Origin of the sequence: Paracoccus beibuensis (assembly GCF_026162625.1) — a bacterium.
In the GTDB taxonomy this organism is placed as follows: Bacteria; Pseudomonadota; Alphaproteobacteria; order Rhodobacterales; family Rhodobacteraceae; genus Paracoccus; species Paracoccus beibuensis.
In genome coordinates this window covers 1-14,141 of record NZ_JAOTBD010000033.1, presented here as the reverse complement: position 1 = coordinate 14,141, position 14,141 = coordinate 1, and the positions used below count along the sequence as shown (strand labels likewise).

13 protein-coding genes, 2 pseudogenes and 1 riboswitch are annotated in these 14,141 nt (G+C 65.3%); of the genes and pseudogenes, 11 read left to right on the top strand and 4 right to left on the bottom strand.

Annotated features, from left to right (window positions below; all coding sequences use genetic code 11):
* Nucleotides 1-255 precede the first annotated feature (255 nt).
* A pseudogene (locus OC159_RS20230) lies at nucleotides 256-444 on the top strand (transposase); the annotation flags it as partial.
* A pseudogene (locus OC159_RS20225) lies at nucleotides 441-890 on the top strand (transposase); the annotation flags it as partial. The pseudogenes OC159_RS20230 and OC159_RS20225, both read left to right, overlap by 4 nt.
* A gap of 202 nt (nucleotides 891-1,092) precedes the next feature.
* On the opposite strand, the gene OC159_RS15995 reads toward OC159_RS20225, so the two are convergent.
* Entirely contained in the window at nucleotides 1,093-1,281 is a 189-nt protein-coding gene (locus OC159_RS15995; protein ID WP_265502169.1) for a DUF3008 family protein, read from the bottom strand.
* A 164-nt stretch (nucleotides 1,282-1,445) separates the two neighbouring features.
* On the opposite strand from OC159_RS15995, the gene OC159_RS15990 reads away from it, so the two are divergent.
* Together OC159_RS15990 and OC159_RS15985 are read left to right on the top strand one after the other, a co-directional pair.
* The gene (locus OC159_RS15990) at nucleotides 1,446-1,823 is read left to right on the top strand and encodes a glucose dehydrogenase (protein ID WP_265502168.1); all 378 of its coding nucleotides are present in this window, start codon (nucleotides 1,446-1,448) and stop codon (nucleotides 1,821-1,823) included.
* 206 nt (nucleotides 1,824-2,029) lie between these two features.
* Complete coding sequence (locus tag OC159_RS15985; RefSeq protein ID WP_265502167.1) at nucleotides 2,030-4,225, top strand: methyl-accepting chemotaxis protein; 2,196 nt, start codon at nucleotides 2,030-2,032, stop codon at nucleotides 4,223-4,225.
* Between the two features lie 311 nt (nucleotides 4,226-4,536).
* On the opposite strand, the gene OC159_RS15980 is transcribed toward OC159_RS15985, so the two are convergent.
* On the bottom strand, nucleotides 4,537-4,737 hold the full coding sequence (locus tag OC159_RS15980; protein ID WP_265502166.1) for a hypothetical protein: 201 nt from the start codon (nucleotides 4,735-4,737) through the stop codon (nucleotides 4,537-4,539).
* 157 nt (nucleotides 4,738-4,894) lie between these two features.
* Nucleotides 4,895-5,110, top strand: a riboswitch (cobalamin riboswitch).
* 152 nt (nucleotides 5,111-5,262) lie between these two features.
* Here OC159_RS15980 and OC159_RS15975 point away from each other — a divergent pair.
* The 6 genes from OC159_RS15975 to OC159_RS15950 all read left to right on the top strand — a co-directional run bounded on the left by OC159_RS15975 (nucleotide 5,263) and on the right by OC159_RS15950 (nucleotide 10,221).
* Complete coding sequence (locus OC159_RS15975) at nucleotides 5,263-6,267, top strand: ABC transporter substrate-binding protein (protein ID WP_265502165.1); 1,005 nt, start codon at nucleotides 5,263-5,265, stop codon at nucleotides 6,265-6,267.
* Entirely contained in the window at nucleotides 6,264-7,319 is a 1,056-nt protein-coding gene (locus OC159_RS15970) for a FecCD family ABC transporter permease (protein WP_265502164.1), read from the top strand. Before OC159_RS15975 ends, OC159_RS15970 begins: the two co-directional genes overlap by 4 nt.
* Nucleotides 7,316-8,080: an ABC transporter ATP-binding protein gene (locus OC159_RS15965; protein ID WP_265502163.1), complete on the top strand. Its 765-nt coding sequence runs from the start codon at nucleotides 7,316-7,318 to the stop codon at nucleotides 8,078-8,080. The genes OC159_RS15970 and OC159_RS15965 overlap by 4 nt, the downstream gene beginning before the upstream one ends.
* A gap of 124 nt (nucleotides 8,081-8,204) precedes the next feature.
* Nucleotides 8,205-8,330, top strand: coding sequence for a hypothetical protein (locus OC159_RS15960; protein ID WP_265502162.1), 126 nt, complete (start codon nucleotides 8,205-8,207; stop codon nucleotides 8,328-8,330).
* Nucleotides 8,331-8,434: 104 nt separating this feature from the next.
* Nucleotides 8,435-8,803, top strand: coding sequence for a hypothetical protein (locus OC159_RS15955; protein ID WP_265502161.1), 369 nt, complete (start codon nucleotides 8,435-8,437; stop codon nucleotides 8,801-8,803).
* Nucleotides 8,804-8,859: 56 nt separating this feature from the next.
* Nucleotides 8,860-10,221: a PepSY-associated TM helix domain-containing protein gene (locus OC159_RS15950; protein ID WP_265502160.1), complete on the top strand. Its 1,362-nt coding sequence runs from the start codon at nucleotides 8,860-8,862 to the stop codon at nucleotides 10,219-10,221.
* 57 nt (nucleotides 10,222-10,278) lie between these two features.
* Here the strand turns inward: OC159_RS15950 and OC159_RS15945 are convergent, their stop codons facing one another.
* Entirely contained in the window at nucleotides 10,279-12,516 is a 2,238-nt protein-coding gene (locus tag OC159_RS15945) for a heavy metal translocating P-type ATPase (protein WP_265502159.1), read from the bottom strand.
* Between the two features lie 78 nt (nucleotides 12,517-12,594).
* Between OC159_RS15945 and OC159_RS15940 the strand changes: the two genes are divergently transcribed.
* A complete protein-coding gene (locus OC159_RS15940; protein ID WP_265502158.1) occupies nucleotides 12,595-13,020 on the top strand; it encodes a MerR family transcriptional regulator in 426 nt (141 codons plus the stop codon).
* A 512-nt stretch (nucleotides 13,021-13,532) separates the two neighbouring features.
* Here the strand turns inward: OC159_RS15940 and OC159_RS15935 are convergent.
* Nucleotides 13,533-13,664: a hypothetical protein gene (locus OC159_RS15935; protein ID WP_265502157.1), complete on the bottom strand. Its 132-nt coding sequence runs from the start codon at nucleotides 13,662-13,664 to the stop codon at nucleotides 13,533-13,535.
* Nucleotides 13,665-14,141 lie beyond the last annotated feature (477 nt).

The window sequence follows — 14,141 nt, the reverse complement described above, 5'->3', positions numbered from 1 at the left end:
GCCCCAGCACGTGGCGTGCCCGGAGGTGCTCGATTCCGGTCCGCAGTCTCGGAGTCACAATGGTCTTCACGTCGTAGCAGAAAAGCGCATGGTCCGCATCACCCAAGTAGCCGTTCGAGAGGCAGCGAGGGGTCGACTTACGGTTTGCAGATCCAGTTGACGGCCCAAAATGGCGGCCGGAAGTGCGGCGACTAGGCTGTGTTGACAAAAGGTGTCCACAGATCGCGCTGATCATGGTTCAAGCTGGTCTCTGCGATGGAGATCAGCTTGGCACGAGACCTGATGCCGGACGAGGAGTGGGCGTTCCATGAACGCTCCATCCTGGCCGTCCGCGCGCCGAACGGCCGCAAACCCCTGAACAACCGTCCTGTTCTGGATGGCACTCTCTGGATCGCACGGACGGGATCGCCTTGGCGCGACCTGCCCGAGAAGTTCGGCAAGTGGTCCAGCGTCCACCGCCGGTTTTGGCGGTGGACGCTCGCGGGGCTCCGGGAGCAGATCATGGGCGCATCAAACGAAAGCGGGCTGGTTCCCGACGCCCTTCAGATGATCGGCAGCACCGTGGTCCGCGCCCATCATCAGGCAGCGGGCGCAAAAGGGGGGCTCCGAGACAAGGTTTCGGCCGTTCGAGAGCGTCCGGTGGGAAGACGATCCACTCGATTGCGTTCTGGACCACCTTCCACTTCACGACCAAGATCCACCTCCGGGTCAACGGTGCAGGCCTCCCCCTGAGGTCGGACATTTCGCCGGGCCAGACGTCGGACCATCTGGGCTTCGATCTGGTCCTAGACGACAACCTGCCGGAACCTTGCGTCCTGCTGTCCGATCGCGACCATGCCTCTGACAAGGTTCGCGAAACCATGGAGGCGCGCAACGTCGTGCCCGTGACACCCATGCGGAAGTCACGGAAGCTGCGTGGCTGTCGACCGCAAGCCCTACCGGCTGCGGAACCTCGTCGAGCGGTGCTTCAACAAGCTCGAAAACGCCCGCCGCGTCGCCTACCCGCTACGACAAGACCGCCAAGAGCTTCCCAGGCTTCATCGACATCACCTCAAACCGCCTCTGAAGCCGCCATTTGTCAACATGACCTAGTCAGCTGTCGGACTTGTGCTCGGGCTTGCCCTTGCGGCTGGTCGCGGCCATGTCGTGCAGTTCCGTTTCGGACATGGACTTCTCCATGCTCTTCGAGGCACCCTTCAGGTCGCTTTTCTTCATGTCGCCGCGCTTGGCCGCCAATGCGGCCCCGGCGGCCTTCTGCTGTGCCTTGGATTTCGCTGGCATGTTGTCTTCCCCACATCTCGCGACGGCACACCCGCCGCCATTCGGTGCAACCGCGCCGCGGCAGGTGAGGTTCCAAAGGCGGACGTGGGAACATAAGCCGCCTCATAAGGTTTGTTGGTCGTGACACCCGGCACACCGGGCATGCGCCACAGGACGGAGGCAGGATGAGCCGCAAGAACAGCATCGGGTACGGACGGACACGCGGCGGCTGGCTGCCCGTTGCGCTTGGCGTGGTCGTCCTGGTCTTCGGGGCGCCGATCTTCGCCGGAGGCATCTGGCTCGCTGTTCTAGGTGGGTCTTGGTACTACATCTTCGCCGGAATCGGGTTGTTGCTGACGGCGATCTTCTTGTTTCGGCGGTCGATGACAGCGGTGTGGATATATCTTCTGACATTTTTCGGCACGGTGGCCTGGGCGATCTGGGAAGTCGGCATGGACCCTTGGTACCAGGTTCCGCGCCTCGTCGCGCCCGCAGTGGTTCTCTTGCTGGTCCTTGCACTGATCCCGGTGCTGCGCCGGCAGAGTGCGAATCCTGCGATCTGACACCTTTGCGCGTGCCGGGCGTCTGACTGGTTCCGGACTTGCCTCATCGAGGCAGTGCTGCCACCAGGCAGTCGCGGTAACGGTACCGAAAGAAGTTTCTGCTAGCTCCTGCGTCAAGACACGCATGGAGAGAGAGAATGCAGATAGGGCCATCAACCATCCGGACGAAGCTGGCGCTTGCATCAGCCGCCCTGACAAGTTGCGCGGTGATCGTCGTCAGCGCCATGACCCTTTACCTGATGACTCGCGCCTCTGTGCAGGAAGCGGAAGCGCGCGCGCGGGCACTGCTGGGCGAATATAACGTCACAGTCGCGCAAGAGGTGAACACGGTTCTTGGCGTCCTCAACGCCGGCGTCGCTGCCGTCGAGGGAGCGTTGGCCGCAGGGAGCGACCGAGCCGTTCTGGAGCAGATCGCCAGAAACGTTCTGACGACGGACGAAAGGCTTTTGGGCATGGCGGTTGTGTTCGAACCGAATGCGATCGGCAGCGACCGTGATCGCATCGGAGAGAGACTGGCCGATCCAAGGGGCCGTTTCGCCCCCTGGTTCTATATCGACACTGACGGAAACGTCGCGGTCGAGGTGCTGGACATGTCTCGACCCTCGGACAAGCTGCAGTGGTATGAACGCCCGCTGCGGGAAGAGGCTTCGACGCTCACGCCGCCCTACACCTATCCTGTCGAGGGCAAGGATGCGCTGATGGTCACGCTCAGCAGCGTGGTCAGCCACAACGGTCGGAAGGTCGGGGTCATGACCGGCGACATGCTGATCCAGAGCTTGACGGATAGGCTCGCGCAGTTCCAGCCGTTTGGCGACGGTAGGATTGCCCTTGTGGGTCAATCCGGAACATGGATCACGCACCGCGATGCGGCACGGCTGGGACAGCCTCTCTCACGGGACGAACAGGGGTGGCTGGCGGGCGACGGCGCGCTGCACGACATCACGATCGACGGAGAAAGGGCTCTTCTGCTGACCAGCACCGTTCGGTTTGCCGGCATCGAAGATGCCTGGACGATCGTGATGACCGTGCCGCGGGCGACGGTCATGGCGCATGCCGTCGCGACCCGAAATCACACGATGCTGCTGGCAGGGGCGACATTGGCCGCGGTGTTGGTGCTGCTATGGCTGGGGGCGCAGGTCGTGTCACGGCCGATCGAGGCGATGACCTTGGCCATGAAGCGGCTGGCCAAGGGAGAGCTTGAGGCCCCGATCCCGCACGCGGACCGCCGGGACGAGATCGGAGCGATGGCTTCTGCGGTGGCGGTCTTTCGCGATAATGCCAGCGAGGCACGGCGGCTCGAGGCGGCCGCCCTGGCAAGCCGGGAGGAAGCGGCGGCCGCCGCAAAGGCCGAGGCGGAAAGCCAATCGCGTGTGGTCAGCAAGATCGGCGAAGGGCTGGAGCGGCTGGCAGCGGGCGACATGACGCACCACATTCCCAGTCCGGACAGCGACCCCTTCCCGCAGGCCTACGACTCGCTGCGCCAGTCCTTCAATAGCGTCGCGTCCCGCCTGTCCGGAACAATTCAGCGGATGGCCGGCGTGGCCGAACAGGTACGTGGAGGCGCCGACGAGATCAGCAACGCCGCCGGCGACCTCTCGAGTCGCGCCGAGACGCAGGCCGCCACGCTGGAGCAGTCGGCCGCCGCACTGAACCAGATGAACGAGAGCCTGCGCCAGACGGCCGAACGTGCCCGAGAGGCCGAGCAAGCCAGCAGCCAGAACCGGAGCATCGCGCTCGACAGCGCCACGGTCGTTCGCGATGCGGTCGAGGCGATGAAGAGGATCGAGCGCTCGTCCGAGCAGATTTCCCGGATCATCGACGTCATCGACGATATCGCCTTCCAGACCAATCTTCTGGCCCTGAATGCCGGAGTCGAGGCCGCACGGGCTGGCGACGCCGGCCGCGGCTTCGCCGTGGTGGCGTCCGAAGTGCGTGGCCTTGCACAGCGCGCCGCCGAATCCGCGCGCGAAGTCAGGACGCTGATCTCGGAAAGTGCCGAGCAGGTGAGAACGGGATCGACGCTTGTCGGGCGGACCGGTCAGAGCCTCGACCAAATCCTTCACAAGGCGGCTGCCGTGTCGGAACAGATCGCAGGGATCTCGGTCGCCGTCAGTGAACAGTCGATCGGCCTGTCCGAGATCAACACCGGCGTGAACCAGTTGGATCAGGTCACCCAGCAGAACGCGGCGGTGGCCGAGGAAGCGACTGCCGCCTCTGTCTCGCTTCGCCAGCAGGCCGAGGAACTGACGCGAGAGATCCGCGCCTTCAACTTCGGCGGCACGGCAGAGCGACACGTTCCGACGCCGCAGCCACGGGCAATGACTTCGGACGACCTTGCTCCACGGCGAACGCAAGCGAGGCCCGTATCTTCCGCGGCGCGCCCACGGCTGGTCGAGTTCTGACCAGCCATACAATCGCTGCGGGGCAGGAGAGTATGGGGCTGGCGGCGAGGATCGTTGAAATAGCGAGCACCGCATCGCCAGCCGAGAACCGGGCAAGCAATGGTGACAGCAAGACTTGCAGCGCTACGGAATATCGGAAATGATGTTCGGCGGGCTCAAGGACCGGCAACGCTGCGCCATCTTCGCGGGGCCGGAACATGATCCATCCTGCTGCAACCTTCCGCAGATGCCAGTATCGTTGCGCGACGTCCGATCAAAGAAGTCAAGCTTCGCGTGCCTCTCCGCTCGGTGAGTCCCGAGAAGCCTGCATGTCATTCTTGATCGTTCGGACGCCAGCCATCTGGGTGCCAGATGCAAACCAGCACCATCGTCCGGGTCTGGGTCGACACGATGACGGAGGCGGCTCCTCGCCCCACAGGGCAGGCTTCAGCCGCGAACAGTAAATCCCGTGATTGGCTGTCGAGGTCGATGACAGCAACGTCTTCAATATTTCCTTCCCTCTCGGCATACATGGCTGCTTCTCCTTGAGGCTTGGTTGATCCGGGTCAAGGATTACCCAGCGGTATGGGAAGCAGCCGGCACATCCCATCCGGCCTGGTGCGCAGCGCCCGGCTGCGAGATGCTCTGCGCCACACATCGCGAACAGGCTTGACTTCTCACGCTTTCGACGTCATCCGCGGGGATGATGGTTCCCGCGTCGGCCAAGGCTCCGAGCGGGTGAAAAGGGAACGCGGTCAGGTGTAGCCATCAGGCGCCGAATCCGCGACTGCCCCCGCAACTGTAGGCGGTAGCCGACCCCACGATGCCACTGGCGCGCCTGCGCCGGGAAGGCGGGGAAGGCCGCGACCCGCGAGTCAGGAGACCTGCCATCATGACCGAAACCAACCCGGGCGGGGTGCCCCGGAGAAAGATCGCATGAACCGTAGTCCGGTCCCTGTCCAGCATGACCGCCAGATGCAGCGTGATGACGGGTTCCGCCCGATCTCGCTGGTGCGCCTTCTTCGTTCCCGTCATTCCTGTCATGGAGGACGATCACGATGACCGGCCCAATTCTCGCTGCGCTACTGGCCCTGACGGCAGCTTCTGCCGTCGGGGCGCAACCGACCGAATATCCCCTGACCCTGGACAACTGCGGCCACCAACTGATCTTCCCTGCCCGCCCCGACAACGTCGTCTCGATCGGGCAAACCACGACCGAGATCCTCTACGCGCTCGACCAGGCGGACCGGATGGCAGGAAACTCGTTGTGGTTCAACGCTGTTCTGCCCGAACTGCAGGACCAGGACGCTGGTGTCGAACGGATCAGCGACAACACGCCCAGCTTCGAGTCCGTCGTGAACAAGCGGCCCGGTTTCGTGCCCACCATGTTCGAATGGATGATCGGTGCACAGGGCGCTGTCGGTACCCGAGAACAGTTCGCCGATCTGGGCATCACTGCCTATGTCATGCCAACCGACTGTCACGGCAAGGACAATCTTGTCGGTTCTGACGGCACCCGGATCGCGCCGTTCGACATCCAGACCCTGTGGGACAGCATCGGTCAGATGGCCATCATCATGGATGCGCAGGACCGTGGCAGCGCGCTGATCGCGGATCTTCAGGCGCGCGAGGCGGCCGTGGTCGAACGGGCTGGCGCCATGAACATTCCGGACGCCTCGGCTGCCGTATGGTTCTCCTCCGCCGAGATGGAGCTCGACCCCTACATGGCCGGCGGCATGGGCGTGCCCGCCTGGATGCTGGAACGCTTGGGGCTGCGCAACGTCGTCACCTCGGACGAGGAATGGCCCACGGTGGGCTGGGAAACGGTCGCCCGCGCCGATCCGTCGGTTCTGGTTATTGCACGCATGGACCGCCGCCGCTTCCCCGCCGACGATGTCGACGAGAAGCTGCGGTTCCTGAGATCGGACCCGGTCACCAGCCAGATGACCGCCGTGAAGAAGGACCGCATCGTCATCCTTGATGCCGAGGCGATGCACGCCAGCATCCGCCTGATCGACGGGCTTGAAGCGCTGGCCGATGCCATGAACGGGCTGTCGAGATGACCGCCGATGTCGGGGTGCACGCGGCGCGCCGGCTGCGGGCCCCGCCATGGTTGTGGGTGCCGCTGCTGATCGTGGCGGCGCCGCTGCTGGGCGCTGCCATGGGCGAGACACCGATCCCGCTGAGTACCGTGTGGCAGGCGCTGGCGAACCAGATCCTGGGCGCAGGCTATGCGCTGGACCCGATCGACCAAGGGATCATCTGGTCCTATCGCCTGCCGCGCGCGCTGGTCGCAGGGGCCTGCGGGGCCGGGTTGGCGATTTCGGGGCTGGTTCTGCAGACCTTGCTGCGCAACGCACTGGCCGACCCGTACCTGCTGGGCATTTCCGCCGGGGCCTCGACCGGCGCGGTGCTGGTCGTTATTGCCGGGCTGGGCGGGGGTCTTGTTCCCATGTCCGCTGGCGCGCTGCTTGGCGCGCTGGCGGCGTTCGGTCTTGTGGTCGGGTTGGCGCGGCTGTCCGGCGGCGGCACAAGCGCACGTGGCGCGGCGCAGATCGTTCTGGCAGGAATCGCCGGGTCGCAGCTGTTCAATGCCTTGACCAGCTTCATCATCGCGCGTTCCGCCAATGCCGAACAGGCCCGCGGCATCATGTTCTGGCTGCTGGGGAACCTCTCGGGTGTCCGGTGGGAGGATGTCGGTCTGGCACTGACGGCCGTGGTCATCGCGGTGGGCACGGCATTCTGGCATGTACGGGCGCTGGACGCGTTCACCTTCGGGACGCAGTCAGCGGCCTCGCTTGGCGTGCCGGTAGGGCGAGTGCAGGCGGCGCTGGTCCTGGCCACGGCCGCCGCGACCGCCGTGATGGTCTCGATCACAGGCGCCATCGGCTTTGTCGGTCTGGTCGTTCCTCACGCGGCGCGGTTTCTTGTCGGCAGCCGACACGCGCGGCTGGTGCCGGTGACGGCGTTGATCGGCATGGTGTTCCTGATCGTGGCAGACGTCGTCGCGCGAATTCTGGTTCCGGGCCAGACGCTGCCGATCGGTGTGGTGACCGCCCTGATCGGCGCGCCCGCCTTCGCCGTCATCCTGGTCCGCGCGAGGTGCGCGCCGTGACCTTGCAGGCACATGACATTGGCCTGCGCGTCAGGCGACGCTCCCTGCTCGACGGCATCGACCTGACGCTTGCACCGGCCGAGATCCTCGGCCTGATCGGGCCCAACGGGTCAGGCAAGTCGACGCTTCTTCGGCTGCTGGCGGGGCTGGTGCGACCTGACAGCGGCCAGGTGACGCTGGACGGTCGGCGACTGGACCAGATGCCGCGGCGGCAGATCGCGCGCCGCATCGCGCTTGTCGCGCAAAACGCCGAGACGGCGGACCGCATCACGGTCCGCGACGCCGTCCGACTGGGGCGCACGCCTTGGCTTGATGCCCTTCGGCCGTGGTCCGACGCCGATGAGGCGCATGTCGCGCGCGCACTTGCCCGCGTGGACCTGGCCCATCTTGGCGACCGGGACTGGTCAACCCTGTCCGGCGGAGAGCGCCAGCGTGCCCACATCGCTCGTGCGCTTGCCCAGAACCCGCAGATCCTGCTGCTGGACGAACCGACGAACCATCTGGACATCCGCCACCAGCTGGAGGTTCTGGACCTGGTTGCGGATCTTGGCCTTTCGACGGTGATCGCGCTGCACGACCTGAACCAGGCGATGCGCTGCGACCGCCTGGCGGTGCTGCAGCATGGTGTCCTGACGGCAATCGGCCCGCCGGAAGAGGTTCTGCGGGCCGACATCCTGGCGCGCGTCTTCGGCGTGCAGGCGACTGTCCTGATCGATTCCCACGATGGCAGCCGCCTGATGCGGTTCCAGCCCATCGGCTGACGCAGCGCAGATGCGGCTTGCCCTTCGCTGAAAATGTCACGCATTCCTAGCCACGATATTCAAGATCTGCCATTTTAGATGCCACCGCTCGGGGAACAGGTTGCAAAACCATACTTCCGGCATCATGCTGGAGTTCCCGCTGTCCATCGCCATGGAGATGTTGGTCGGCACGACCAAAAGCGCCGGCTTTCCGAAGCCTTCAGGTCCGGAACGTGAGACGATGGATCAATCCGACGCAACGTACCAGTGATGGCACGACCCGGACCTTTCGTTCAGGACTGCGGTGCGCTGCGCCGGCCACAATGCCGCGAATATGCGACTTGCGTAAGTTCGGGATCATGCGGATAAGCCGGCATGAGCCGCCCGATCCCCCTCCGCATGCTTTGCCTGCTGGTGCTGGCAATGGTCGGTGTCGCCTTTGCTTCGGCAACTGCGGTGCGCGGTGTGCCGTCCGCAGGCGAAGTGCGGCTGGAAGCGTTTCTTCTGTCAGGAGGATCCGTGGCGGACCTGTGCCGTCACGATCAGGACGGACACGAGCAGGTGTTACATTGCGCGCTCTGTCACCTGGTGGCCGGAACTGATCTACCCTCGGCCGACCCTCCCCCGATCGCGATCGAACGGCGGGTTCTGGCCAGCATAATCCTCCCCCAGGTCAGGCGCGCGGGCCTGCGCCCGAAGAACCCTGCCACACCGCTGCGCGGACCACCTGCCCGCGAAGGCTGATCCTCTTTCACGGCTTCCCTGCGCCCTTCGCGGCGCCTTCAGACAGGTGATCTTCCATGAGCGTCGCTCGCCCGCCGTCCGGCAGGACGGCAACGACCGCATTGCGTCTTTTCCTGATCCGGCTGCACTTCTATACCGGCTTGTTCGTCGGACCGTTCATCTTCGTCGCCGCCTTCAGCGGGCTGCTCTATGTCCTGACACCACAGATCGAACAACGTCTGTATGCCGACGCGCTCTTTACCGAAAGCGTCGATCCCGCGCAGCCGCTGGCGGCGCAGGCCGGGGCTGCTCGCGCCTATCTGGACGGCGCGCTTTACGTCTCGGCCGTCCGCCCTGCACCCGCGATGGGGGATACGACGCGCGTGCTTTTCTCTGATCCGAACCTCGGGCCGTCCGAGAACCGGACGGTCTTCGTCGATCCCGCCACGCTCGCCATCAAGGGCGACTTGAGCACCTATGGCACAAGCGGCATCCTGCCCTTCCGGATGGCGCTGGACCACCTGCACAGGAACCTGATGCTGGGCGACTGGGGTCGCTACTACAGCGAGCTTGCGGCGTCCTGGCTCTGGGTTGTGGTGCTGGGTGGCGTCGTGATCTGGGCAACCGGTCCGCGGCGGCGGCGCCGGGTTGCCGACATGCCGGGGGCACAGCGGCGGCGCTGGATCCACGCGACGATCGGCATCGCGACGGCGGCCGGCATGCTGTTCCTGTCGGTGACCGGCCTGACCTGGTCGCAGGCGGCAGGTGCCCGCATCGACAGCCTGCGCGGCGCGCTCGGCCTGGTGACGCCGTCCGTCAGCCTGTCGCTGGACATGGGCAACCAGACAGCCCCGCATCGACACGGACATCATGAGGCGGCCGACCTGACGGTCCGAGAGGATCGCATGTGGGATCTGGACGCCGTCGCGGCGGCCGCCCGTGCCGCGGGGATCGACTCACCTTTCATGGAGATACGGTTGCCCAAGCCGGAACAGGCCTGGGCCGTGCGCGAATACGATCGCCGCTGGCCGACGCAGGTGGACACGGTCGCACTTGACCCCGCCACCTTCGCCACCACCGACCGCGCCAACTTTGACAGCTTCACCCTGGTGCCGAAGCTGATCCGCTGGGGGATCGACCTGCACATGGGCGTGCTGTTCGGACTGCCGAACCAGATCCTGATGGCGGCCATTGCTGTCGCGCTGATGGTGACGATCGCCTACGGCTATCTCCTCTGGTGGCAGCGCAGACCGGCTGTTCCAGAGACGCTGACGTCCGGCTGGACGCGGCTACCGGTCAGGACGCGCCTGACTTGCGTAGCGCTGGCCTGCCTTGCAGGCTGGGCGCTGCCGGTGCTGGGCATCAGTCTGGGCCTCTTCCTTGCCGTCGACATCGGGCGCACGCGCCGGACCAGTCCGAACCCACGGTGCCAATCCTGACGATCCGGCGCTGCGAAGGCACCCCGCCAAGCCCTCGGCCGTTTCAGAGGCATGGCATCAACGGACTTGCGGCCCGGTGGGGTTGTAACGCAGCAGGCGAAGGGCGTTCAACGTCACCAGAACCGTCGCGCCGGTATCGGCCAGGATGGCGATCCAGAGGCCGGTGATGCCGAAAATGGTCGTCACCAGGAAGACCGCCTTCAGCCCAAGCGCCAGCGCCACGTTCTGGCGGATGTTCGCCATTGTCGCCCGCGCAAGCCGGATCAGCGCGGGCACGTCGGACACCCGGTCCCGCAGGATCGCGCCATCGGCGGTTTCCAGCGCGACGTCGGTGCCCGATCCCATCGCGATGCCGATCCGCGCCTCTTTCAGCGCGGGGGCGTCGTTGATGCCGTCGCCGATCATCATCACGCTGCCGGCGCGGTTCAAATCGCGGATCGCAGCCAGCTTGTCCTCGGGCATCATGCCCGCCCTGAAGTCGAACCCGAGACCTCCGGCGATGGCGGCGGCCGTGCGGGGGTTGTCGCCCGTCAGCATCGTCGCACCGATGCCCATCGCGCTCAGCTGCCGGATCGCCGCGTCGGCATCGTCGCGCGGTTCATCCCGCAGCGCGATCAACCCCAGTGGTCGGCCCGTGCGGAACACTGCCACGACCGTCTTTCCCTCATTCTCGAGCGCAGTCGCTTGAGGCAGATCCGTCCCGGCAAGGCCGCCGGCTTCCGCGGCATACGAGGGTGAGGCAACCCATGCGGGTTCCCCGTCCACGATGGCCTCGACGCCGCGTCCGGGCAGCGCACGCGCAGCACGCACCTCTGGCACCGGCACGGCGGCGGCCTCTGCACGGCGCAGGATCGCCTGCGCCAGAGGATGGCTTGAACCGCCCTCCACCCCGGCGGCGACGGCCAGAAGCTCCTCCTGCTCGACGCCCGCAGCGGGCAGAAGATCGATCACCACCGGCACGCCGCGCGTCAGCGTGCCCGTCTTGTCGAAGGCGACATGGGTGACTTTCGCCGCCGCCTCGATGACGGCACCGCCCTTCATCAGAAGCCCGCGCCTTGCCCCCGCCGAAAGCGCCGAGGCGATGGAGGCCGGGACCGAGATCACCAGCGCGCAGGGACAGCCGATCAGCAGCAGCGCCAGCCCACGATAGATCCAGGTGGTCCAGTCCTGATCGAAAACCAGCGGCGGAACAGAAATAACCAGCGCCGACAGGGCAATGATGGCAGGCATGTAGATGCCCGAGAACCGGTCGATGAACCGTTCGGTGGGCGCGCGGGCCTCTTCGGCCTCTTCCACCAGCCGGATGATACGGGCGATGGTGTTGTCGCTCGGCTCCTTGGTGACGCTGATCCGCAGGGCAGCCTCGGTGTTGATGGAGCCTGCGAAGACCGGCTCCCCGACGCCTCTGTTTCGCGGGATGCTCTCTCCGGTCACGGGGCTTTCGTCGATGCCGCTCGTGCCCTCGAGGATCTCCCCGTCCGCAGGGATGCGGTCGCCGGGGCGCACGCGGACAACGTGCCCGATCTGCAGCGATGCGGCCGGGATGGTCCGGGTACCCTTCCCGATTTCCAGCAGCGCGGTCTTGGGGACCAGGTCCGCCAGCGCTCGGATGCCTTGCCGGGCCTTCCCGACCGCGACGCCCTCCAGCACCTCTCCGACCGCGAAGAGGAAGACGACCAGCGCGGCTTCCTCTGCGGCGCCGATCAGCAGCGCGCCGCCGGCAGCGATGGTCATCAGCCCTTCGATCGTGAAGGGCTGGCCCATGCGAAGGGTCTCGATGGCCCGCTTCGCCAATGGCGCCACGCCGATCAGGCACGCGGCGACGAAGGACCAGTATCCGGCCTCGCCAGTGGTCATCAACTCGATGAGCCACGCGATGGCAAGCAGCGCGCCCGTCAGACTGACAAGCCGCCCCTTCGCCGTCTGATGCCACGATCTGTCCCGCGCTGCAGGTGCAGCAGGGTCATCGCCCGACGCCGGATCAGGATGTTCGTGTTCGCCATCCGCTGCCGCCGGGGTCGGTGCCGCACCCGGCAGCACGAAGACCTTCTTGCGCGGGGCCGCCTGCCCCATCGGCGCAATCCCGAAGCCCAGCTTCCGTACCGTACCCTCGATGGCCTCGGGCTGCGTGATGTCCGGCATGAGGTTCAGCGACAGCCGTTCCGTCATCAGCGCAACCCTGACCTCGCTGACGCCCGGCAGCCGCTCGACGGCCCGCACCACCTTCGTGGTGCAGGCTGCGCAGTCCATCCCCGTGACCGTCCATTCCCGCCGTTCCGTTGTCTCGCCTGTCATGTCGCTTCCCGCCAAGCCTTTCCTTTACTCAGCCAGGAAGATAGGATCTCTAGCAACTAGAGGTTCAAGGGGTTTCTCATGCTGAGCATCGGAAAACTGAGCGGGACCACCGGCGTCAAGGTGCCGACGATCCGCTATTACGAGAGCATCGGCCTTTTGCCAGAGGCGGACCGGAGCGCAGGCAATCAGCGGCTTTATGACCTGAAGGCGCAGGAAAGGCTTGCCTTCATCCGCCATGCCCGCGAGCTTGGATTTCCGCTCGATTGCATCCGGGAACTTCTCAGCCTTTCGGACCGACCGGAAATGTCCTGCGCTGCCGCAGACGTCATCGCCAAGCGCCAGCTCGTCTCGGTCCGCGACCGCATCATCCGCCTCCAGGCTTTGCAGCAAGAGCTGGAGCGCATGCTGGATCAATGCGCCTGCGGCACGATCTCGGACTGCAAGGTCATCGAGGTTCTCAGCGACCACCAAAACTGCCTTCACTCGGATCATGGGGAAGTTTGACATATGCCGGCCATATCGAGCGGGATCGACAGTCCGCGACCGCCTGCCACCGACATCGGGCCTGTACAGGACCTCTAGACAACCGCCGGCGGAGTACCGTGCGGGATGTTGCGACTCGTCGCACCGTCAGCCAGCAACCGAGCTGCTGATCGCAGATGGGATGCCCGCCGATTTCGGCGAGAGCCAAACAATCTGGTCCCGACCTCAGGAACGCATCGTCCTGCTCCAGACTGCGATCGAGGCCTTCGGCGCCATCCGCAATGGGCGCAGCAGCGAAACCCTTCCTGGCCGACAGTCTCCGCTTCGGCATCCGTTGGCCGGATCTTCGCAATGGCGCCTTCTTGCGGACAGCCCGGGCAGATGAATATGGGCCGATGCGACCCATGAATGCGCTGCCCGCGATATTGATGGCGGCTGCGGCGCGTTACTCGGATACCCTGTCTTCTTCGCGACCCCGCGTATGTCCCTTGGACGTCGCGTCCTCCACGGCCAATCCAGAAACGCCCGGAATATCACCAGCCGACGATCATCAGCTTCATAGCGGGCGCGGTCGGTCGGATATAGGCGTTGCGCTTCGCGTCGGCGCAGGCCGATCCTTCCGCCTCTGTCGTGGCCGTCAGCGTATCCTCTGCCAACAGCGACATCTGGCAAGGGCTTTCTGCGCCTTCTAGCGTCCGCCGAATCTGGGACCGGACGCCCCTGACGGACTGTTAAGCCAATCCAGAACGTCAAGCGAGCCGCACGCTTTCGGCGGCTTGCGCCGCCATATCCGATATCTTCGGGCGCGGCGACGTTAGAAAGTCCGGCGTCTCCGACATATCGGCCGTGCGGCAGCGAGAGATCAACAGCCGTGACATCCCGTGACAGGTCTTGTTACCGGGGTCGGAATGGCTTGCGGCGACGCATACACAGCCGCCTGACCGCCGCAGCATTCCACCAGTCTGACGGTGACACCGGCGGCCAGTCTACTGGTCGTGTCGCGAATGTGGTGGAAATTGCCGAGCAGCGGGCTCCGGGCATGTGAGGTTGGCTCCAGTCAGGCCGCGGGGTCAAGAGACATCGGCTCGAGAGGCTGAGAAAGCGTTTTCCCAGCGGTCGATCTTCCGCATCTGGATCTGGCC

What these genes read in the sequence shown, in the direction of transcription:
- OC159_RS15995 (WP_265502169.1), bottom strand. Translation starts at nt 1,281, where the DNA reads ATGCCAGCGAAATCCAAGGCACAGCAGAAGGCCGCCGGGGCCGCATTG.
- OC159_RS15990 (WP_265502168.1), top strand. Translation starts at nt 1,446, where the DNA reads ATGAGCCGCAAGAACAGCATCGGGTACGGACGGACACGCGGCGGCTGG.
- OC159_RS15980 (WP_265502166.1), bottom strand. Translation starts at nt 4,737, where the DNA reads ATGTATGCCGAGAGGGAAGGAAATATTGAAGACGTTGCTGTCATCGAC.
- OC159_RS15975 (WP_265502165.1), top strand. Translation starts at nt 5,263, where the DNA reads ATGACCGGCCCAATTCTCGCTGCGCTACTGGCCCTGACGGCAGCTTCT.
- OC159_RS15970 (WP_265502164.1), top strand. Translation starts at nt 6,264, where the DNA reads ATGACCGCCGATGTCGGGGTGCACGCGGCGCGCCGGCTGCGGGCCCCG.
- OC159_RS15960 (WP_265502162.1), top strand. Translation starts at nt 8,205, where the DNA reads ATGCTGGAGTTCCCGCTGTCCATCGCCATGGAGATGTTGGTCGGCACG.
- OC159_RS15955 (WP_265502161.1), top strand. Translation starts at nt 8,435, where the DNA reads ATGAGCCGCCCGATCCCCCTCCGCATGCTTTGCCTGCTGGTGCTGGCA.
- OC159_RS15950 (WP_265502160.1), top strand. Translation starts at nt 8,860, where the DNA reads ATGAGCGTCGCTCGCCCGCCGTCCGGCAGGACGGCAACGACCGCATTG.
- OC159_RS15945 (WP_265502159.1), bottom strand. Translation starts at nt 12,516, where the DNA reads ATGACAGGCGAGACAACGGAACGGCGGGAATGGACGGTCACGGGGATG.
- OC159_RS15940 (WP_265502158.1), top strand. Translation starts at nt 12,595, where the DNA reads ATGCTGAGCATCGGAAAACTGAGCGGGACCACCGGCGTCAAGGTGCCG.
- OC159_RS15935 (WP_265502157.1), bottom strand. Translation starts at nt 13,664, where the DNA reads ATGTCGCTGTTGGCAGAGGATACGCTGACGGCCACGACAGAGGCGGAA.